An 18,062-nucleotide genomic window follows, 5' to 3' on the forward strand; every position below is an offset into this window, starting at 1 on the left:
CAGACTTTCAAACCGCGAGGGACAACACGTCTCGGGGTGATCTATTCATCGCCAGTGGAGAGATTCGGGTGACGGGAAACGGCGTCGTTTATGCCTCGCCGGTCATGATCGTGCACTATGTGGAGGCGCATGCGTACGTACCGCCTGACGAGTACTGTAGGGCCGTAATGGCTGCCGTCATGGTGGATTAGGATTTAGCGGTGCTAAGAATGGTGCTGTCTCGCCCGTGCTCACTTCAAACTGGCTGTGATTTCGATTGGCCTCGGGTGGAAATATGCCGCTCTACCCAGCACCGGTGCACCCCGGCCTTGCGTCTTTGCAGCCGCATGTGTGCGCTGTCGATTGGCCGACGCGGCCGGCTTTTCGGCCATCCCGCATCAGGCTTATGGATTCACTCACCCGATGGCAGGTGGCGAGGGCGCTCGCCTATCTCGGCATGCTGAGTGGTGGGCCCGAGGAGAGTGAGGCAATCCGGTGCCTCAGTGTGACGCCCAGCCAGGAATCCGTCCTGGCAGATGACTTTGCCGGCCTGCTGGAAAATCTGGAGCGGCAGACGCAACTTGTCCCGCTTCGGATTCTCGAACTAGTGCTCAGGGACTGCGACATTCTGCTGAGGGGTAGCCCTCATGCGGGATTCGCCATCGGAACTGAACTGACCGAGGACTCTAAGCCGGCTGCCCAGGAGATCGCTTCGGCCCGGGCGGCCCTTCTCGCTACCTACTGGGCCGAGGTTTCCGAGCTGCGAGGTGGACTGGTCATGGTGTGGAGCGCCAACCAGTTCGTGCGGCGTTGGCTCTGGTGGTCACGCCAGTACGCTCACCGTCAGATTCCACCGGGTTCGCCGGGGATCGGCACATCCCCGGCCCCGCCGCTTCCCGCACGGGACGTCTTTCCGGAGTGGGCGACACCGATGGTGGAGCGGGTCTACTCGAAGTAACGGCGTTCCGGCGTAGCAACCCCGTTCCGGCGTCCACCCGAGGGTTCATCCCGTACCGCACCGCCGCCGGGCCTTGATCACGCTAAGCGCCTGTCCGGGCACTGATGGTGCTCGCCCCCACCCGCAGGCTCCCCGTGTGTGGCTCTCTGTGACGTGGGGTAGCCTCTACGGCTCGATTGGCCAGGTTGCAACCCCGTGTGGCAGACTATCCGGGTTGCTCGGTTGAGTGCCGATGCTGCGCGCCTCCCGCCGGGAGGACCGGAAGCGAGTCCCACAGTACTCGTCGCCCCATCTGCCTCCTGGGCAGCGCTGGAGCGGACGTACGGGAATCTTCCGGGAAGCGTCAGCGGGGTACCAGCCAAGCGCTCGGTGGGTGTTCTCCCTCGATTCGCGGGCCAGGCCCGCACCCCCTTGGTTGGGAAATCCTTCGGGATATCTACGTAGAGGGTGTGCGACACGCCCGACCGCGGGGGTCGGAGGGGATCGCAGGACTCACCGAGTTGCAGAGCGTCCATACAAAAGACAGGACTACGAAGTAGCCATGGCGGGACAGAAGATCCGCATCCGGCTCAAGGCCTACGACCACGAGGTCATCGATTCGTCGGCGAAGAAGATCGTCGAGACGGTGACGCGTACTGGTGCGTCGGTCGCGGGCCCGGTGCCGCTGCCCACTGAGAAGAACGTGTACTGCGTCATCAAGTCGCCGCACAAGTACAAGGACTCGCGCGAGCACTTCGAGATGCGTACGCACAAGCGCCTGATCGACATCCTCGACCCGACGCCCAAGACCGTTGACTCGTTGATGCGCCTGGACCTTCCGGCCGGCGTTGACATCGAGATCAAGCTCTGAGAGGCGCGGAAGAGATGGCAAAGCAGATCAAGGGCGTCCTGGGCGAGAAGCTCGGCATGACCCAGGTCTGGGACGAGAACAACCGTGTCGTCCCGGTGACCGTCGTCAAGGCCGGGCCCTGCGTTGTGACCCAGGTCCGTACGAATGACTCCGACGGCTACGAGTCGGTCCAGATCGCCTTCGGCGAGATCGACCCGCGCAAGGTGAACAAGCCCCTCAAGGGCCACTTCGCCAAGGCCGACGTGACCCCCCGCCGCCACCTGGTGGAGCTCCGTACCTCCGACGCCAGCGAGTACACGCTCGGCCAGGAGATCACCGCTGCTGTGTTCGAGTCCGGCGTCAAGGTTGACGTCACGGGCAAGAGCAAGGGCAAGGGCTTCGCCGGTGTCATGAAGCGTCACAACTTCAAGGGCCTCGGCGCCGGTCACGGTACCCAGCGCAAGCACCGCTCTCCCGGCTCCATCGGTGGCTGTGCCACCCCGGGCCGTGTGTTCAAGGGCCTCCGCATGGCGGGCCGTATGGGCAACGAGCGGGTCACCACACAGAACCTGACCGTTCACGCTGTTGACGCGGAGAAGGGCCTGCTCCTGATCAAGGGTGCGGTTCCTGGTCCCAACGGCGGCCTGGTCCTGGTCCGCACTGCGGCCAAGGGGGCCTGAGGACTATGAGCACCATTGACATTCTGTCGCCCGCAGGCGACAAGACCGGGACCGTTGAGCTCCCGGCCGAGATCTTCGACGCCAAGGTCAGCATCCCGCTGATCCACCAGGTCGTCGTCGCGCAGCTGGCCGCTGCCCGCCAGGGCACGCACAAGGTCAAGCGTCGTGGCGAGGTCCGCGGTGGTGGCAAGAAGCCGTACCGCCAGAAGGGCACCGGCCGTGCCCGTCAGGGTTCGACCCGCGCCCCGCAGTTCGTCGGCGGTGGCGTCGTCCACGGCCCCGTGCCGCGTGACTACTCCCAGCGGACCCCGAAGAAGATGAAGGCCGCCGCCCTGCGCGGTGCCCTCACCGACCGGGCCCGCAACTCGCGCATCCACGTCGTCACCGGCGTGATCGAGGGCGAGGTCTCCACCAAGGCCGCCAAGACGCTGTTCGGCAAGATCTCGGAGCGCAAGAACCTGCTCCTGGTCGTCGACCGCGCCGACGAGGCCGCGTGGCTGTCCGCCCGCAACCTGCCCCAGGTGCACATCCTGGAGCCGGGCCAGCTGAACACGTACGACGTGATCCGCTCCGAGGACGTGGTCTTCACTCAGGCTGCCTTCGAGTCCTTCGTGTCCGGCCCCGACAAGGCCCTTGAGACCGAAGGGAGCGACGCCTGATGTCCGAGAACGCCACGGCGACCGTTACCAGCAAGACCTACACGGACCCGCGTGACCTCCTCGTCAAGCCGGTCGTGTCCGAGAAGAGCTACGCACTGCTCGACGAGAACAAGTACACGTTCATCGTCGACCCGCGTGCCAACAAGACCCAGATCAAGCAGGCCGTGGAAGCGGTCTTCTCGGTCAAGGTCACCGGGGTCAACACGATCAACCGGCAGGGCAAGCGCAAGCGCACCCGCACCGGTTTCGGCAAGCGCGCCAACACCAAGCGCGCCATCGTGACCCTTGCCGAGGGCAACCGTATCGACATCTTCGGCGGCCCGACCTCTTAAGTGAGGTCGAGTCGTCCGGAATCGGACGAGGACTGAGAAATGGGTATCCGCAAGTACAAGCCGACGACTCCGGGCCGTCGTGGCTCCAGCGTCGCCGACTTTGTCGAGATCACGCGGTCCACGCCGGAGAAGTCGCTGGTCCGCCCCCTGCACAGCAAGGGCGGCCGTAACAACACCGGTCGTGTGACCGTCCGTCACCAGGGCGGTGGCCACAAGCGCGCCTACCGCGTGATCGACTTCCGTCGTCACGACAAGGACGGCGTGCCGGCCAAGGTCGCTCACATTGAGTACGACCCCAACCGCACCGCGCGCATCGCCCTTCTGCACTACGCAGATGGCGAGAAGCGCTACATCGTCGCGCCGCGTGGCCTGAGCCAGGGCGACCGCGTCGAGAACGGCCCGACCGCCGACATCAAGCCCGGTAACAACCTGGCGCTGCGCAACATCCCGGTCGGTACGACCATCCACGCCATCGAGCTGCGGCCCGGCGGCGGCGCGAAGTTCGCCCGTTCCGCGGGTGCCTCCGTGCAGCTGCTGGCGAAGGAGGGGGCCATGGCCCACCTCCGCATGCCGTCCGGCGAGATCCGGCTGGTCGACGTTCGCTGCCGCGCCACCATCGGCGAGGTCGGCAACGCCGAGCAGTCGAACATCAACTGGGGCAAGGCCGGCCGTATGCGCTGGAAGGGCGTTCGCCCGACCGTCCGCGGTGTCGCGATGAACCCGGTTGACCACCCGCACGGTGGTGGTGAGGGCAAGACCTCCGGTGGTCGCCACCCGGTCAGCCCGTGGGGTCAGAAGGAGGGTCGTACTCGTTCTCCCAAGAAGGCGAGCAGCAAGTACATCGTCCGCCGCCGCAAGACGAACAAGAAGCGCTAGGAGCGGGTTTAGATGCCGCGCAGTCTCAAGAAGGGGCCCTTCGTCGACGACCACCTGATCAAGAAGGTGGACGTACAGAACGAAGCAGGTACCAAGAACGTCATCAAGACCTGGTCCCGTCGCTCGATGATCGTCCCGGCGATGCTGGGCCACACGATCGCGGTGCACAACGGCAAGATCCACGTCCCGGTGTTCGTCACCGAGTCGATGGTCGGCCACAAGCTCGGTGAGTTCTCGCCGACTCGCACCTTCCGAGGCCACGTCAAGGACGACCGGAAGTCGAAGCGCCGCTAACGCGGGGTGGAAACGACTATGACGAACGTGTCAGACACTGAAGGGACAACCATGGAAGCCAGGGCCCAAGCGCGGTACATCCGCGTCACGCCCATGAAGGCCCGCCGAGTGGTGGACCTCATCCGTGGCATGGATGCCACGGAGGCTCAGGCGGTCCTGCGTTTCGCCCCGCAGGCCGCGAGCGTGCCGGTGGGCAAGGTGCTGGACAGCGCCATTGCCAACGCCGCGCACAACTACGACCACAGTGACGCTTCTACGCTGGTCATCAGCGAGGCGTACGTGGATGAGGGCCCGACCCTGAAGCGGTTCCGCCCGCGTGCACAGGGTCGCGCCTACCGGATCCGTAAGCGGACCAGCCACATCACCGTGGTCGTCAGCAGCAAGGAAGGAACCCGGTAATGGGCCAGAAGGTTAACCCGCATGGGTTCCGGCTCGGTATCACCACGGACTTCAAGTCCCGTTGGTACGCCGACAAGCTGTACAAGGACTACGTCAAGGAAGACGTCGCCATCCGTCGGATGATGACGTCCGGCATGGAGCGCGCCGGCATCTCGAAGGTTGAGATCGAGCGCACCCGTGACCGCGTGCGGGTGGACATCCACACCGCGCGTCCCGGCATCGTCATCGGCCGCCGTGGCGCCGAGGCCGACCGCATCCGCGGCGACCTCGAAAAGCTCACGGGCAAGCAGGTCCAGCTGAACATCCTTGAGGTCAAGAACCCCGAGGTTGACGCTCAGCTCGTGGCCCAGGCCGTTGCCGAGCAGCTGTCCTCCCGCGTCTCCTTCCGCCGTGCCATGCGTAAGAGCATGCAGTCGGCGATGAAGGCCGGCGCCAAGGGCATCAAGATCCAGTGTGGTGGCCGTCTCGGCGGCGCCGAGATGTCCCGCTCGGAGTTCTACCGCGAGGGCCGTGTGCCGCTGCACACCCTTCGTGCGAACGTCGAGTACGGCTTCTTCGAGGCCAAGACCACCTTCGGCCGCATCGGTGTGAAGGTCTGGATCTACAAGGGCGACGTCAAGAACATCGCCGAGGTCCGCGCTGAGAACGCTGCTGCCCGCGCTGGCAACCGCCCGGCTCGTGGCGGCGCTGACCGCCCGGCCGGCCGTGGTGGCCGCGGTGGCGAGCGTGGCGGACGCGGCCGTAAGCCGCAGCAGCAGAACGCCGCAGCCGAGGCCCCCAAGGCCGACGCCGCTGCCGCTGCTCCGGCTGAGAGCACCGGAACGGAGGCCTGACCGAAATGCTGATCCCCCGTAGGGTCAAGCACCGCAAGCAGCACCACCCGAAGCGCAGCGGTATGTCCAAGGGTGGTACGCAGGTTGCGTTCGGCGAGTACGGCATTCAGGCCCTCACTCCGGCGTACGTGACCAACCGCCAGATCGAGGCGGCGCGTATCGCGATGACCCGCCACATCAAGCGTGGCGGCAAGGTCTGGATCAACATCTACCCGGACCGCCCGCTGACCAAGAAGCCCGCCGAGACCCGCATGGGTTCCGGTAAGGGTTCCCCGGAGTGGTGGATCGCGAACGTCAAGCCCGGTCGGGTGATGTTCGAGCTCTCCTACCCGAACGAGAAGATTGCTCGTGAGGCGCTCACCCGCGCTGCTCACAAGCTTCCGATGAAGTGCCGCATCGTTCGGCGCGAGGCAGGTGAGGCGTGATGTCGGCCGGAACCAAGGCGTCTGAGCTGCGCGAGCTGGGCAACGAGGAGCTCCTCAACAAGCTCCGCGAGGCCAAGGAAGAGCTGTTCAACCTCCGCTTCCAGGCGGCGACGGGCCAGCTCGAAAACCACGGCCGGCTGAAGGCCGTCCGCAAGGACATCGCCCGGATCTACACCCTGATGCGTGAGCGCGAGCTGGGCATCGAGATGGTGGAGAGCGCCTGATGAGCGAGACGAATGTGACTGAAGAGAACACTGCCCGCGGATTCCGCAAGACCCGTGAGGGTCTCGTTGTCAGCGACAAGATGGACAAGACCGTCGTCGTTGCCGTCGAGGACCGCGTGAAGCACGCTCTGTACGGCAAGGTCATCCGCCGTACGAGCAAGCTCAAGGCACACGATGAGCAGAACGCCGCTGGCGTTGGCGACCGTGTTCTCCTCATGGAGACCCGGCCCCTCTCGGCGACGAAGCGCTGGCGCATCGTCGAAATCCTTGAGAAGGCCAAGTAATTACTTGAAGGGGTAACCCTTCGAGTCAGTTCCGCCAGGCTCCGGGGGGCCGCTCAGCGGTCCCCCGGGGAACCGGCAGACAAACAGGAGATACACGTGATCCAGCAGGAGTCGCGACTGCGTGTCGCCGACAACACTGGTGCCAAGGAAATCCTTTGCATCCGTGTTCTCGGTGGCTCCGGTCGCCGCTACGCGGGCATCGGTGACGTCATCGTTGCCACCGTCAAGGACGCGATCCCCGGTGGCAACGTGAAGAAGGGTGACGTCATCAAGGCGGTCATCGTTCGCACCGTGAAGGAACGCCGCCGCCAGGACGGCTCGTACATCCGCTTCGACGAGAACGCCGCTGTCATTCTGAAGAACGACGGCGACCCTCGCGGCACCCGTATCTTCGGCCCGGTGGGCCGTGAGCTGCGCGAGAAGAAGTTCATGAAGATCATCTCGCTCGCGCCGGAGGTGCTGTAAGCATGAAGATCAAGAAGGGCGACCTGGTTCAGGTCATCACCGGTAAGGACCGCGGCAAGCAGGGCAAGGTCATTCAGGCCTTCCCCCGCGAGGACCGTGTCCTGGTCGAGGGTGTCAACCGGGTCAAGAAGCACACCAAGGCCGGCCAGACCGCTCGTGGTTCGCAGACCGGCGGGATCGTCACCACCGAGGCCCCCGTCCACGTGAGCAATGTTCAGCTCGTCGTGGAGAAGGACGGCAAGAAGGTTGTGACGCGCGTCGGATTCCGCTTCGACGACGAGGGCAACAAGATCCGCGTTGCCAAGCGGACGGGTGAGGACATCTGATGGCTACCACCACCACTCCGCGTCTCAAGACGAAGTACCGCGAGGAAATCAAGGGCAAGCTGCTTGAGGAGTTCTCGTACGAGAACGTCATGCAGGTTCCCGGGCTCGTCAAGATCGTGGTCAACATGGGTGTGGGCGACGCCGCCCGCGACTCCAAGTTGATCGATGGTGCCGTCAAGGACCTCACCACGATCACCGGTCAGAAGCCGGCCGTCACCAAGGCCCGCAAGTCCATCGCGCAGTTCAAGCTGCGTGAGGGTCAGCCGATCGGTGCCCACGTCACCCTCCGTGGCGACCGCATGTGGGAGTTCCTGGACCGCACCCTGTCGCTCGCGCTTCCGCGCATCCGCGACTTCCGTGGTCTGTCCCCCAAGCAGTTCGACGGCCGTGGCAACTACACCTTCGGTCTCACGGAGCAGGTCATGTTCCACGAGATCGACCAGGACAAGATCGACCGCGTCCGGGGTATGGACATCACCGTGGTTACCACGGCGACCAACGACGCTGAGGGCCGCGCGCTCCTGCGTCACCTCGGCTTCCCGTTCAAGGAGGCGTGAGCCGTGGCAAAGAAGGCTCTCATTGCCAAGGCCGCCCGCAAGCCCAAGTTCGGCGTGCGTGGCTACACGCGCTGCCAGCGTTGCGGTCGTCCCCACTCCGTGTACCGCAAGTTCGGCCTGTGCCGCGTGTGCCTTCGTGAGATGGCTCACCGTGGCGAGCTGCCGGGCGTGACCAAGAGCTCCTGGTAAACCCTTCCACCCGGTCCCCGGACGGTGACCTTCAGGGTCGCCCGCGGGCGACCGGGCCGGAGTTTGGGATTACTGGACGCTCTCGGTAAGCAGAGGGTAGGCGGAGGCCCGTCCTTCCATGGCTTAGGCTAGGAGGGTTGGGCGTCCGCCGCCCTGAACGACTTACTACGCCGTAGGTCCCCGCGCCGCACCCGTCCCGCCCCAGTGTGGGGAGAGGGATGGCGCATACAGGAAACCCCGGCGAGAGAGGCCGAAGGCCAATTCATGACCATGACTGATCCGATCGCAGACATGTTGACGCGTCTGCGGAATGCGAACTCGGCGTACCACGACTCCGTGACCATGCCGCACAGCAAGATCAAGTCGCACATCGCAGAGATCCTCCAGCAGGAGGGCTTCATCACGGGCTGGAAGGTCGAGGACGCCGAAGTCGGCAAGAACCTCGTCCTGGAGCTCAAGTTCGGTCCCAACCGGGAGCGCTCCATCGCGGGCATCCGGCGGATCTCGAAGCCGGGTCTGCGCGTGTACGCGAAGTCCACCAGTCTGCCGAAGGTCCTCGGCGGCCTGGGCGTGGCGATCATCTCCACGTCCCACGGTCTCCTGACCGGCCAGCAGGCGCAGAAGAAGGGCGTAGGTGGGGAAGTCCTCGCCTACGTCTGGTAGTCGGGAACGGAGGAATAGCAATGTCGCGTATCGGCAAGCTCCCCATCCAGGTTCCCGCCGGTGTGGACGTCACCATCGATGGCCGCACGGTCGCGGTGAAGGGTCCCAAGGGCACCCTGAGCCACACCGTTGCCGCGCCGATCGACATCGTGAAGGGTGAGGACGGCGTTCTGAGCGTCACCCGCCCCAACGACGAGCGTCAGAACAAGGCCCTCCACGGCCTGTCCCGCACGCTGGTGGCCAACATGATCACCGGCGTGACCCAGGGGTACACGAAGGCGCTCGAAATCAGCGGTGTTGGTTACCGCGTCGCCGCGAAGGGCTCCAACCTGGAGTTCCAGCTCGGCTACAGCCACTCGATCCTGGTCGAGGCCCCCGAGGGGATCTCCTTCAAGGTCGAGTCGCCGACCAAGTTCTCTGTCGAGGGAATCGACAAGCAGAAGGTCGGCGAGGTCGCCGCCAACATCCGCAAGCTGCGGAAGCCCGACCCGTACAAGGCCAAGGGCGTCAAGTACGCGGGCGAGGTCATCCGCCGCAAGGTCGGAAAGGCGGGTAAGTAAGCCATGGCATACGGTGTGAAGATCGCCAAGGGTGACGCGTACAAGCGCGCCGCCATCAAGCGCCGCCACATCCGCGTTCGCAAGCGCATCTCCGGTTCGCCGGAGCGCCCGCGCCTGGTTGTGACGCGTTCCAACCGCCACATCGTGGCGCAGGTCATCGACGACATCGCCGGCCACACGCTGGCGTCGGCGTCGACCCTGGACACCTCGATCCGCGGTGGTGAGGGCGACAAGAGCGCCCAGGCCAAGCAGGTCGGCGCCCTGGTCGCCGAGCGCGCCAAGGCCGCTGGTGTCGAGGCCGTCGTGTTCGACCGTGGTGGCAACCAGTACGCCGGGCGGATTGCCGCTCTGGCTGACGCCGCCCGCGAGGCCGGGCTGAAGTTCTAGGCCCCGGTTCCGGAGCTAGCGGACGTAACAGAGAGAGGTAGATCCAATGGCTGGACCCCAGCGCCGCGGAAGCGGTGCCGGTGGCGGCGAGCGGCGGGACCGGAAGGGCCGTGACGGCGGCGCAGCTGCCGCCGAGAAGACCGCGTACGTTGAGCGCGTTGTCGCGATCAACCGCGTCGCCAAGGTTGTGAAGGGTGGTCGTCGCTTCAGCTTCACCGCGCTGGTCGTGGTGGGCGATGGTGACGGCACCGTCGGTGTCGGTTACGGCAAGGCCAAGGAGGTGCCGGCCGCCATCGCCAAGGGTGTTGAGGAGGCCAAGAAGCACTTCTTCAAGGTCCCCCGCATCCAGGGCACCATTCCTCACCCGATCCAGGGCGAGAAGGCTGCGGGCGTCGTTCTGCTCAAGCCTGCTTCCCCCGGTACCGGTGTTATCGCCGGTGGCCCGGTGCGCGCCGTTCTGGAGTGCGCCGGCGTTCACGACATCCTGTCGAAGTCGCTCGGCTCCGACAACGCGATCAACATCGTGCACGCGACCGTGGCGGCCCTCAAGGGCCTGCAGCGTCCCGAGGAGATCGCGGCTCGCCGTGGTCTGCCCCTTGAGGACGTCGCCCCCGCGGCTCTGCTTCGTGCACGTGCGGGAGCGGGTGCGTAATGACCCGCCTCAAGATCACGCAGAAGAAGTCGTACATCGGCAGCAAGCAGAACCACCGTGACACGCTGCGTTCGCTCGGCCTGAAGAGGCTCGGCGACGTGGTGGTCAAGGAGGATCGTCCCGAGTTCCGCGGCATGGTGCACACCGTCCGCCACCTCGTGACGGTCGAGGAGGTTGACTGATATGGCGGAGCAGAACCCGCTGAGGGTCCACAACCTCCGTCCGGCCCCCGGTGCCAAGACCGCGAAGACCCGTGTCGGTCGTGGTGAGGCGTCGAAGGGTAAGACGGCCGGTCGTGGAACCAAGGGCACCAAGGCCCGTTACCAGGTTCCGGAGCGCTTTGAGGGCGGGCAGATGCCCCTCCACATGCGCCTCCCGAAGCTCAAGGGCTTCAAGAACCCGTTCCGTACCGAGTACCAGGTCGTCAACCTGGACAAGCTCGCTTCGCTCTACCCCGAGGGTGGCGAAGTCACGGTGGCCGATCTGGTCGCCAAGGGTGCGGTCCGCAAGAACCAGCTCGTCAAGGTCCTGGGCCAGGGCGAGATCTCCGTGGCGCTGCAGGTGACGGTTGACGCCGTCTCCGGCTCCGCCAAGGAGAAGATCACCGCCGCTGGCGGCGCCGTCACCGAGCTTGTCTGACACAAGTTCTGTGGTGGGAAGCTGAACACCGACCGGGGATGCCTCTCAAATGGGGCATCCCCGGTTGGTCGTTCCAAGCGGGGCACTGCCGCCGGTAAGGTGGCGTGCGATGTTGCTGTAAAGAACCCCCGTACGGTCTGCCCCATCGGGATCGTGCGGATTTCCTGATTCGTATTCATCGATCCTCAAGACCGTCACCTCTGACGCAGAAGCGCGGGGGTCGCAGGAGGCACCGTGCTCACCGCGTTCGCCCGGGCGTTCAAGACGCCCGACCTGCGCAAGAAGCTGCTCTTCACGCTCGCCATCATCGTGCTCTATCGACTCGGGTCTCACATCCCGGTACCGGGCATCGATTACCAGAACGTTCAGACCTGTGTCAACTTGGCCCAGCAGAACAACAACAGTCTGTTCGGCCTGGTGAACATGTTCAGTGGCGGTGCGCTGCTGCAGATCACCATCTTTGCGCTCGGCATCATGCCGTACATCACGGCGAGCATCATCCTGCAGCTGCTGACCGTGGTCATTCCGCGGCTGGAGGCCCTCAAGAAGGAGGGTCAGTCCGGCACCGCGAAGATCACCCAGTACACCCGTTATCTGACGGTGGCCCTCGCCGTGCTCCAGGGCACGGGTCTGGTTGCGACCGCTCGCAGCGGTGCACTCTTCAGCGGCTGCCCGGTCGCCAGCCAGATCGTGCCGGACCGCACCATCTACACCACCGTCGTCATGGTGATCACCATGACCGCGGGTACCGCCGCTGTGATGTGGCTCGGTGAGTTGATCACCGACCGCGGCATCGGCAACGGCATGTCGATCCTCATGTTCATCTCGATCGCCGCCGGCTTCCCGGGTGCCCTCTGGGCCATCAAGGAGAGCGGCAAGCTCGCCAAGGGCTGGATCGAGTTCAGCACGGTCATTCTGATCGGCTTCGTGATGGTCGCCCTGGTCGTCTTCGTGGAACAGGCACAACGTCGTATCCCTGTTCAGTACGCGAAGCGGATGATCGGGCGGCGTAGTTACGGTGGCACCTCGACCTACATCCCGCTGAAGGTCAACCAGGCGGGTGTGATTCCGGTCATCTTCGCTTCGTCGCTGCTCTATATCCCGGCGCTGGTGGCACAGTTCTCCAGCGGCACTTCCTCCTGGAAGACATGGATCGAGCAGTACTTCGTCAAGGGCGACCACCCGTACTACATCACTGCGTACTTCCTGTTGATCGTGTTCTTCGCGTTCTTCTACGTGGCAATCTCGTTTAACCCCGAGGAAGTCGCGGACAACATGAAGAAGTATGGTGGCTTCATCCCGGGTATCCGGGCTGGTCGACCTACTGCCGAGTATCTGAGCTACGTGCTCAACCGGATCACTTGGCCGGGCTCGCTGTACCTGGGTCTGATTGCTCTTGTTCCGACGATGGCGTTGGCGGGCTTCGGAGGCGCGAACCAGAACTTCCCGTTCGGCGGGACGAGCATCCTCATCATCGTGGGTGTGGGTCTGGAGACCGTGAAGCAGATCGAGAGCCAGCTCCAGCAGCGCAATTACGAAGGGTTCCTCCGCTAATGCGAATCGTCCTCGTCGGACCACCCGGTGCCGGCAAGGGAACGCAGGCTGCGTACCTTGCCGAGAACTTGTCGATCCCGCACATCTCCACGGGCGATCTCTTCCGCGCCAACATCAGCAAGGGCACCGACCTCGGTCGGAAAGCCAAGTCCTATATGGACAAGGGTGAGCTGGTTCCCGACGAGGTCACCATCGGCATGGCGAAGGACCGGATGGAGCAGCCGGACGCCGTCAACGGGTTCCTGCTCGACGGCTTCCCGCGCAACGTCTCGCAGGCTGAGGCGCTCGACGGGATGCTGAAGTCCGAGGGCATGACATTGGACGGGGTGCTCGACCTTGAGGTCCCCGAGGACGAGGTCGTCAAGCGGATCGCGGGCCGCCGCATCTGCCGCAATGACTCAAGCCATGTCTTCCACGTGACGTACTCGCCCCCGAAGGTGGACGGTCGTTGTGACGTCTGCGGTGGCGATCTGTATCAGCGCGACGACGACTCGGAGACGACCGTCCGCAAGCGCCTTGAGGTCTACCACACCCAGACCGAGCCGATCATCGACTACTACCGGGGCCAGGGCCTCGTGGTGACGATCTCGGCGCTCGGCAAGGTCGCGGATGTGACCGAGCGGGCGATGGAAGCACTGAAGAAGCACTGAAGTAGAAGACGGCCGAGGTCGACAAGACCTGAAGGTCCTGACCGTCACGGTACGGCCGCGGTGTCCGATGGACGCCGCGGCCGTACTGTTGAGCGAGGACCGCACGGGCCGTACCGGACAAGACAGAGGTGGAAGGCAAGGCGATGGTGGAGATCAAGACCCCGGAGCAGATCGCGAAGATGCGCGAGGCGGGGTTGGTCGTGGCTGCGATCCACGCGGCGACGCGCGAGGCCGCCGTCCCCGGCGCGACCACCCGGGATCTGGACGAGGTGGCCCGCAAGGTCATCGCCGACCACGGCGCCAAGTCGAACTTCCTGGGGTACGGCGGTTTCCCCGCGACCATCTGCACATCGGCCAATGAGGTCGTCGTCCACGGCATCCCGGACGACAAGACCGTCCTGAAGGACGGCGACATCATCTCGATCGATGCCGGAGCGATCGTCGACGGTTGGCACGGGGACGCCGCGTACACGGCGTTCGTCGGCACCGGTCACGCCCCGGAGTTGATCGAACTCTCCCGGGTGACCGAGGAGTCGATGTGGGCCGGGATCGCAGCGATGAAGTCCGGCAGCCGTCTGGTGGACGTCTCCCGCGCCATCGAGACGTACATCCGCCGTCAGCCCAAGCCCGGTGGCGGTCGGTACGGGATCATCGAGGACTACGGCGGCCACGGCATCGGCACCCAGATGCACATGGATCCGCATCTGCTGAACTACGTCTCGCGCAAGCGGGGCAAGGGGCCGCGGCTGGTGCCCGGCTTCTGCTTGGCGATCGAGCCGATGGTGTCCCTGGGGACTCCGAAGACCGAGGTCCTCGCCGACGACTGGACCGTGATCACCACCGACGGCACCTGGTCCTCGCACTGGGAGCACTCGGTCGCGGTGACCGCGGAGGGCCCGCTGGTGCTCACCTCGCCCGACTGCGGCCGGGCCAAGCTCGCCGAACTCGGGATCACGGCCGCGCCCGACCCGCTGGGCTGAGCAGGGCCCGTCGCCGGTGGCGCAGGGTCAGGGCGGGCGGAGGCGTGGGCACGGACTCGTACGGGTGAACCGCTATGGGTCTTCCGCTCTGGCGCCGCACTTGCTGGTGAGACCTTCTCCTGGGTAGTGCGCCCTAGGGAAATGCGGGCTGGAACCCGAGCTCCGGTGACCCTCAGTTGCCGGATGGCCGATTCGGTTCTGGAATCGGCCGAGTAACGATCTCTACGAGTGGGCAAGCTTCCAGGATTCGTCTTTTCGAATGCCCTGACGTAGACTGATGCGTCGGCTCTCGTGTACCCGTGTGTCCGCACACGGTGGACGGGAGCTGATCAAGGTAGCCGATTCGAAGGGCGAAGCGTGGCCAAGAAGCAAGGTGCCATCGAAATCGAGGGCACCGTGATCGAGTCCCTCCCGAACGCGATGTTCAAGGTGGAGCTTCAGAACGGTCACAAGGTCCTCGCGCACATCTCCGGCAAGATGCGGATGCACTACATCCGAATCCTTCCGGACGACAGGGTCGTGGTGGAGCTGTCTCCGTACGACCTGACGCGTGGCCGGATCGTCTACCGGTACAAGTAGATCTTGCCTGGTCCCCTTCACGGGGGCGATGGCACTGACCCGGAGAACCTGACATCCAATGAAGGTCAAGCCGAGCGTCAAGAAGATCTGCGACAAGTGCAAGGTGATCCGCCGTCACGGTCGGGTCATGGTCATCTGCGACAACCTGCGCCACAAGCAGCGCCAGGGCTGACGCACGCCGACTTCTGCACCTCGCAGTTCTTCGCGCGACGCAAGCGAATTCGTACATACGCAGAGCCCGCCCAGCCCATAAGGGTCGGCGACACCTCCGGCGGGGGCCGGAGACCCGGTCGTACCACTCCAGCACGGAGTCGGCGGCCAGGGAGTGGTTCTGCGGAAGACCCCCGATCACACAGGAGCCATTGAATGGCACGCGTTTCCGGTGTTGACATCCCGCGCGAAAAGCGTGTGGAGATCGCACTCACCTACGTCTTCGGTATCGGGCGTACCCGGTCCAAGGAGATCCTCGCCTCGACCGGCGTGAACCCGAACACCCGCGTTCGTGACCTGGCCGAAGAGGACCTGGTCAAGATCCGCGAGTACGTGGACGCCAACCTCCGCACCGAGGGTGACCTCCGCCGCGAGATCCAGGCCGACATCCGCCGCAAGGTCGAGATCGGCTGCTACCAGGGTCTGCGTCACCGTCGTGGACTTCCGGTCCACGGCCAGCGCACCAGCACCAACGCTCGTACCCGCAAGGGCCCGCGTCGCGCCATCGCCGGCAAGAAGAAGCCGGGCAAGAAGTAGTCCTCAGCGGACGCTGCGGAATCCCGGGGACTGCCCGGGGCGCCGCACAGCCAAGCGGTCTTCGCTGTAGGACCGACCACCTCCCGTAGGAGATATAGATGCCCCCCAAGGGTCGTCAGGGCGCTGCCAAGAAGGTGCGCCGCAAGGAAAAGAAGAACGTCGCTCACGGCCACGCGCACATCAAGAGCACGTTCAACAACACCATCGTTTCGATCACGGACCCGTCCGGCAACGTGATCTCCTGGGCCTCCGCCGGCCACGTCGGCTTCAAGGGCTCGCGCAAGTCCACCCCCTTCGCCGCGCAGATGGCCGCCGAGTCGGCCGCCCGCCGCGCGCAGGAGCACGGCATGCGCAAGGTCGACGTCTTCGTCAAGGGTCCCGGCTCCGGCCGTGAGACCGCGATCCGCTCCCTCCAGGCCACTGGCCTTGAGGTCGGTTCGATCCAGGACGTCACCCCCACCCCGCACAACGGCTGCCGTCCGCCCAAGCGTCGTCGCGTCTGACGCTCGCTTGAGCTGAGTGGCTGTGGTTACGGGCGGTACGGCTCCTTCGGGTCGTGCCGCCCGTACCCTTGTAAGACATCCGTCGGGCGTCAAATAGCGGGCGCCCACGACTGAAGGATTCCCCCATGCTGATCGCTCAGCGTCCGTCGCTGACCGAAGAGGTCGTCGACGAGTACCGCTCCCGGTTCGTGATCGAGCCGCTGGAGCCGGGCTTCGGTTACACCCTCGGTAACTCCCTCCGCCGTACGCTCCTCTCCTCGATCCCGGGTGCGGCGGTCACGTCCATCCGCATCGACGGTGTCCTGCACGAGTTCACCACCGTGCCGGGCGTCAAGGAGGACGTCACCGACCTGATCCTCAACATCAAGCAGCTGGTCGTCTCCTCGGAGCACGACGAGCCGGTCGTGATGTACCTGCGCAAGCAGGGCCCGGGTCTGGTCACCGCCGCCGACATCGCGCCCCCGGCCGGTGTCGAGGTGCACAACCCCGACCTTGTCCTCGCCACCCTGAACGGCAAGGGCAAGCTGGAGATGGAGCTGACCGTCGAGCGCGGTCGCGGCTATGTCTCCGCCGTGCAGAACAAGCAGGTCGGCCAGGAGATCGGTCGCATCCCGGTCGACTCGATCTACTCGCCGGTCCTCAAGGTCACCTACAAGGTCGAGGCGACCCGAGTCGAGCAGCGCACCGACTTCGACAAGCTGATCGTCGACGTCGAGACCAAGCAGGCGATGCGTCCGCGTGACGCCATGGCCTCCGCCGGTAAGACCCTGGTCGAGCTGTTCGGTCTCGCCCGCGAGCTGAACATCGACGCCGAGGGCATCGACATGGGTCCGTCCCCGACGGACGCCGCGCTCGCCGCGGACCTGGCCCTGCCGATCGAGGAGCTGGAGCTGACCGTTCGCTCCTACAACTGCCTCAAGCGCGAGGGCATCCACTCGGTGGGCGAGCTCGTCGCCCGCTCCGAGGCGGACCTGCTCGACATCCGCAACTTCGGTGCCAAGTCGATCGACGAGGTCAAGGCGAAGCTGGCCGGCATGGGCCTGGCGCTCAAGGACAGCCCGCCCGGATTCGACCCGACCGCCGCCGCTGACGCCTTCGGCGCCGACGACGACGCGGACGCCGGTTTCGTCGAGACCGAGCAGTACTAAGCACCACCGAGCATCCGTACGGGACGCCACCCGCGTCCCGTACGGATGCCGAATGACTTCCCCGTGGCAGCCGCTTCGGGGGAACTGACACCGGTACCTGGTACGGCCGGTGCAGCACACAAGGAGAAACACCATGCCGAAGCCCGCCAAGGGTGCCCGTCTGGGCGGCAGCGCCGCGCACGAGCGTCTGCTCCTCGCGAACCTTGCGAAGCAGCTGTTCGAGCACGGCCGCATCACCACGACCGAGGCCAAGGCCCGCCGCCTGCGTCCGGTCGCCGAGCGCCTGATCACCAAGGCGAAGAAGGGCGACATCCACAACCGTCGCCTCGTTCTTCAGACGATCACGGACAAGGGCATCGTGCACGCGCTCTTCACCGAGATCGCGCCGCGGTACGCGGAGCGCCCGGGTGGCTACACCCGTATCACCAAGGTGGGCAACCGCCGCGGTGACAACGCCCGCATGGCCGTGATCGAGCTCGTCGAGGGCGAGATCGCGAAGAAGGCGACCGTCGCCGAGGCCGAGGCCGCCGCCAAGCGCGCGGTCAAGGAAGACGCCCTCAAGAAGGACGCTGCCGACGAGGCCGCTCCGGTCGAGGACGCCAAGCCGGTCGAGGACGCCAAGGAGTCCAAGGACGCCTGATCGCGTCTTTGGTGACGGGTCCGTTCCCTTCGGGGAGCGGACCCGTTCCGC

The 18,062-nt window shown here is 65.2% G+C and carries 31 protein-coding genes; all 31 read left to right on the forward strand.

Going from position 1 to position 18,062, the window contains the following annotated elements; translation table 11 throughout:
- Positions 1 to 385 precede the first annotated feature (385 nt).
- The 31 genes from ACFXJL_RS28070 to rplQ all read left to right on the forward strand — a co-directional run bounded on the left by ACFXJL_RS28070 (position 386) and on the right by rplQ (position 18,011).
- Complete coding sequence (locus ACFXJL_RS28070; RefSeq protein WP_384696947.1) at positions 386 to 937, forward strand: hypothetical protein; 552 nt, start codon at positions 386 to 388, stop codon at positions 935 to 937.
- Between the two features lie 541 nt (positions 938 to 1,478).
- On the forward strand, positions 1,479 to 1,787 hold the full coding sequence (gene rpsJ, locus ACFXJL_RS28075) for a 30S ribosomal protein S10 (RefSeq protein WP_003948644.1): 309 nt from the start codon (positions 1,479 to 1,481) through the stop codon (positions 1,785 to 1,787).
- Positions 1,788 to 1,801: 14 nt separating this feature from the next.
- On the forward strand, positions 1,802 to 2,446 hold the full coding sequence (gene rplC, locus ACFXJL_RS28080; RefSeq protein ID WP_153486756.1) for a 50S ribosomal protein L3: 645 nt from the start codon (positions 1,802 to 1,804) through the stop codon (positions 2,444 to 2,446).
- Between the two features lie 5 nt (positions 2,447 to 2,451).
- Positions 2,452 to 3,105 (forward strand): 50S ribosomal protein L4, encoded by a 654-nt coding sequence (rplD, locus tag ACFXJL_RS28085; RefSeq protein WP_329022203.1) that lies wholly within the window; start codon positions 2,452 to 2,454, stop codon positions 3,103 to 3,105.
- Positions 3,105 to 3,437, forward strand: a complete 333-nt coding sequence (gene rplW, locus ACFXJL_RS28090; RefSeq protein WP_358876484.1) for a 50S ribosomal protein L23 — start codon at positions 3,105 to 3,107, stop codon at positions 3,435 to 3,437. Before rplD ends, rplW begins: the two co-directional genes overlap by 1 nt.
- 39 nt (positions 3,438 to 3,476) lie before the next feature.
- A complete protein-coding gene (gene rplB / locus ACFXJL_RS28095; protein ID WP_358876483.1) occupies positions 3,477 to 4,313 on the forward strand; it encodes a 50S ribosomal protein L2 in 837 nt (278 codons plus the stop codon).
- 12 nt (positions 4,314 to 4,325) lie between these two features.
- Positions 4,326 to 4,607, forward strand: a complete 282-nt coding sequence (rpsS, locus tag ACFXJL_RS28100; RefSeq protein ID WP_030351437.1) for a 30S ribosomal protein S19 — start codon at positions 4,326 to 4,328, stop codon at positions 4,605 to 4,607.
- A 51-nt stretch (positions 4,608 to 4,658) separates the two neighbouring features.
- Positions 4,659 to 5,006, forward strand: a complete 348-nt coding sequence (gene rplV / locus ACFXJL_RS28105) for a 50S ribosomal protein L22 (RefSeq protein ID WP_358876482.1) — start codon at positions 4,659 to 4,661, stop codon at positions 5,004 to 5,006.
- The gene (gene rpsC, locus ACFXJL_RS28110; RefSeq protein ID WP_358876481.1) at positions 5,006 to 5,839 is read left to right on the forward strand and encodes a 30S ribosomal protein S3; all 834 of its coding nucleotides are present in this window, start codon (positions 5,006 to 5,008) and stop codon (positions 5,837 to 5,839) included. Before rplV ends, rpsC begins: the two co-directional genes overlap by 1 nt.
- 5 nt (positions 5,840 to 5,844) lie before the next feature.
- Entirely contained in the window at positions 5,845 to 6,264 is a 420-nt protein-coding gene (gene rplP / locus ACFXJL_RS28115) for a 50S ribosomal protein L16 (protein WP_072485538.1), read from the forward strand.
- Entirely contained in the window at positions 6,264 to 6,488 is a 225-nt protein-coding gene (gene rpmC, locus ACFXJL_RS28120; RefSeq protein WP_329022211.1) for a 50S ribosomal protein L29, read from the forward strand. The genes rplP and rpmC overlap by 1 nt, the downstream gene beginning before the upstream one ends.
- Entirely contained in the window at positions 6,488 to 6,772 is a 285-nt protein-coding gene (rpsQ, locus tag ACFXJL_RS28125) for a 30S ribosomal protein S17 (protein WP_329022213.1), read from the forward strand. The genes rpmC and rpsQ overlap by 1 nt, the downstream gene beginning before the upstream one ends.
- Before the next feature lie 96 nt (positions 6,773 to 6,868).
- Complete coding sequence (gene rplN / locus ACFXJL_RS28130) at positions 6,869 to 7,237, forward strand: 50S ribosomal protein L14 (protein ID WP_023539336.1); 369 nt, start codon at positions 6,869 to 6,871, stop codon at positions 7,235 to 7,237.
- Positions 7,238 to 7,239: 2 nt separating this feature from the next.
- Complete coding sequence (gene rplX, locus ACFXJL_RS28135; protein ID WP_250923445.1) at positions 7,240 to 7,563, forward strand: 50S ribosomal protein L24; 324 nt, start codon at positions 7,240 to 7,242, stop codon at positions 7,561 to 7,563.
- Complete coding sequence (rplE, locus tag ACFXJL_RS28140; protein ID WP_250923446.1) at positions 7,563 to 8,120, forward strand: 50S ribosomal protein L5; 558 nt, start codon at positions 7,563 to 7,565, stop codon at positions 8,118 to 8,120. Before rplX ends, rplE begins: the two co-directional genes overlap by 1 nt.
- A gap of 3 nt (positions 8,121 to 8,123) precedes the next feature.
- Positions 8,124 to 8,309, forward strand: a complete 186-nt coding sequence (locus ACFXJL_RS28145) for a type Z 30S ribosomal protein S14 (RefSeq protein WP_003948630.1) — start codon at positions 8,124 to 8,126, stop codon at positions 8,307 to 8,309.
- A gap of 264 nt (positions 8,310 to 8,573) precedes the next feature.
- A complete protein-coding gene (gene rpsH / locus ACFXJL_RS28150; RefSeq protein WP_329022216.1) occupies positions 8,574 to 8,972 on the forward strand; it encodes a 30S ribosomal protein S8 in 399 nt (132 codons plus the stop codon).
- 20 nt (positions 8,973 to 8,992) lie between these two features.
- Positions 8,993 to 9,532 (forward strand): 50S ribosomal protein L6, encoded by a 540-nt coding sequence (gene rplF, locus ACFXJL_RS28155; RefSeq protein WP_358876480.1) that lies wholly within the window; start codon positions 8,993 to 8,995, stop codon positions 9,530 to 9,532.
- A gap of 3 nt (positions 9,533 to 9,535) precedes the next feature.
- A complete protein-coding gene (gene rplR, locus ACFXJL_RS28160) occupies positions 9,536 to 9,919 on the forward strand; it encodes a 50S ribosomal protein L18 (protein WP_329022220.1) in 384 nt (127 codons plus the stop codon).
- Between the two features lie 46 nt (positions 9,920 to 9,965).
- Positions 9,966 to 10,571, forward strand: a complete 606-nt coding sequence (rpsE, locus tag ACFXJL_RS28165; RefSeq protein WP_005313527.1) for a 30S ribosomal protein S5 — start codon at positions 9,966 to 9,968, stop codon at positions 10,569 to 10,571.
- Positions 10,571 to 10,753: a 50S ribosomal protein L30 gene (gene rpmD, locus ACFXJL_RS28170; protein WP_358876479.1), complete on the forward strand. Its 183-nt coding sequence runs from the start codon at positions 10,571 to 10,573 to the stop codon at positions 10,751 to 10,753. The genes rpsE and rpmD overlap by 1 nt, the downstream gene beginning before the upstream one ends.
- Position 10,754: 1 nt before the next feature.
- Positions 10,755 to 11,210 (forward strand): 50S ribosomal protein L15, encoded by a 456-nt coding sequence (gene rplO, locus ACFXJL_RS28175; protein ID WP_329022223.1) that lies wholly within the window; start codon positions 10,755 to 10,757, stop codon positions 11,208 to 11,210.
- 234 nt (positions 11,211 to 11,444) lie between these two features.
- Positions 11,445 to 12,764: a preprotein translocase subunit SecY gene (gene secY / locus ACFXJL_RS28180; protein WP_358876478.1), complete on the forward strand. Its 1,320-nt coding sequence runs from the start codon at positions 11,445 to 11,447 to the stop codon at positions 12,762 to 12,764.
- Complete coding sequence (locus tag ACFXJL_RS28185) at positions 12,764 to 13,414, forward strand: adenylate kinase (protein ID WP_358876477.1); 651 nt, start codon at positions 12,764 to 12,766, stop codon at positions 13,412 to 13,414. Before secY ends, ACFXJL_RS28185 begins: the two co-directional genes overlap by 1 nt.
- Before the next feature lie 143 nt (positions 13,415 to 13,557).
- On the forward strand, positions 13,558 to 14,394 hold the full coding sequence (gene map / locus ACFXJL_RS28190; RefSeq protein WP_358876539.1) for a type I methionyl aminopeptidase: 837 nt from the start codon (positions 13,558 to 13,560) through the stop codon (positions 14,392 to 14,394).
- Positions 14,395 to 14,751: 357 nt separating this feature from the next.
- The gene (gene infA / locus ACFXJL_RS28195; RefSeq protein WP_003956442.1) at positions 14,752 to 14,973 is read left to right on the forward strand and encodes a translation initiation factor IF-1; all 222 of its coding nucleotides are present in this window, start codon (positions 14,752 to 14,754) and stop codon (positions 14,971 to 14,973) included.
- A 58-nt stretch (positions 14,974 to 15,031) separates the two neighbouring features.
- Positions 15,032 to 15,145, forward strand: coding sequence for a 50S ribosomal protein L36 (rpmJ, locus tag ACFXJL_RS28200; protein WP_003956441.1), 114 nt, complete (start codon positions 15,032 to 15,034; stop codon positions 15,143 to 15,145).
- 194 nt (positions 15,146 to 15,339) lie between these two features.
- Entirely contained in the window at positions 15,340 to 15,720 is a 381-nt protein-coding gene (gene rpsM, locus ACFXJL_RS28205) for a 30S ribosomal protein S13 (protein WP_146481856.1), read from the forward strand.
- A gap of 98 nt (positions 15,721 to 15,818) precedes the next feature.
- Positions 15,819 to 16,223 (forward strand): 30S ribosomal protein S11, encoded by a 405-nt coding sequence (rpsK, locus tag ACFXJL_RS28210; protein ID WP_003956432.1) that lies wholly within the window; start codon positions 15,819 to 15,821, stop codon positions 16,221 to 16,223.
- A 125-nt stretch (positions 16,224 to 16,348) separates the two neighbouring features.
- Positions 16,349 to 17,371 (forward strand): DNA-directed RNA polymerase subunit alpha, encoded by a 1,023-nt coding sequence (locus ACFXJL_RS28215; RefSeq protein ID WP_003956430.1) that lies wholly within the window; start codon positions 16,349 to 16,351, stop codon positions 17,369 to 17,371.
- Positions 17,372 to 17,504: 133 nt separating this feature from the next.
- Positions 17,505 to 18,011: a 50S ribosomal protein L17 gene (rplQ, locus tag ACFXJL_RS28220; protein WP_358876476.1), complete on the forward strand. Its 507-nt coding sequence runs from the start codon at positions 17,505 to 17,507 to the stop codon at positions 18,009 to 18,011.
- Positions 18,012 to 18,062 lie beyond the last annotated feature (51 nt).

This window comes from Streptomyces sp. NPDC059256, assembly GCF_042753785.1.
Classification (GTDB): Bacteria; Actinomycetota; Actinomycetes; order Streptomycetales; family Streptomycetaceae; genus Streptomyces.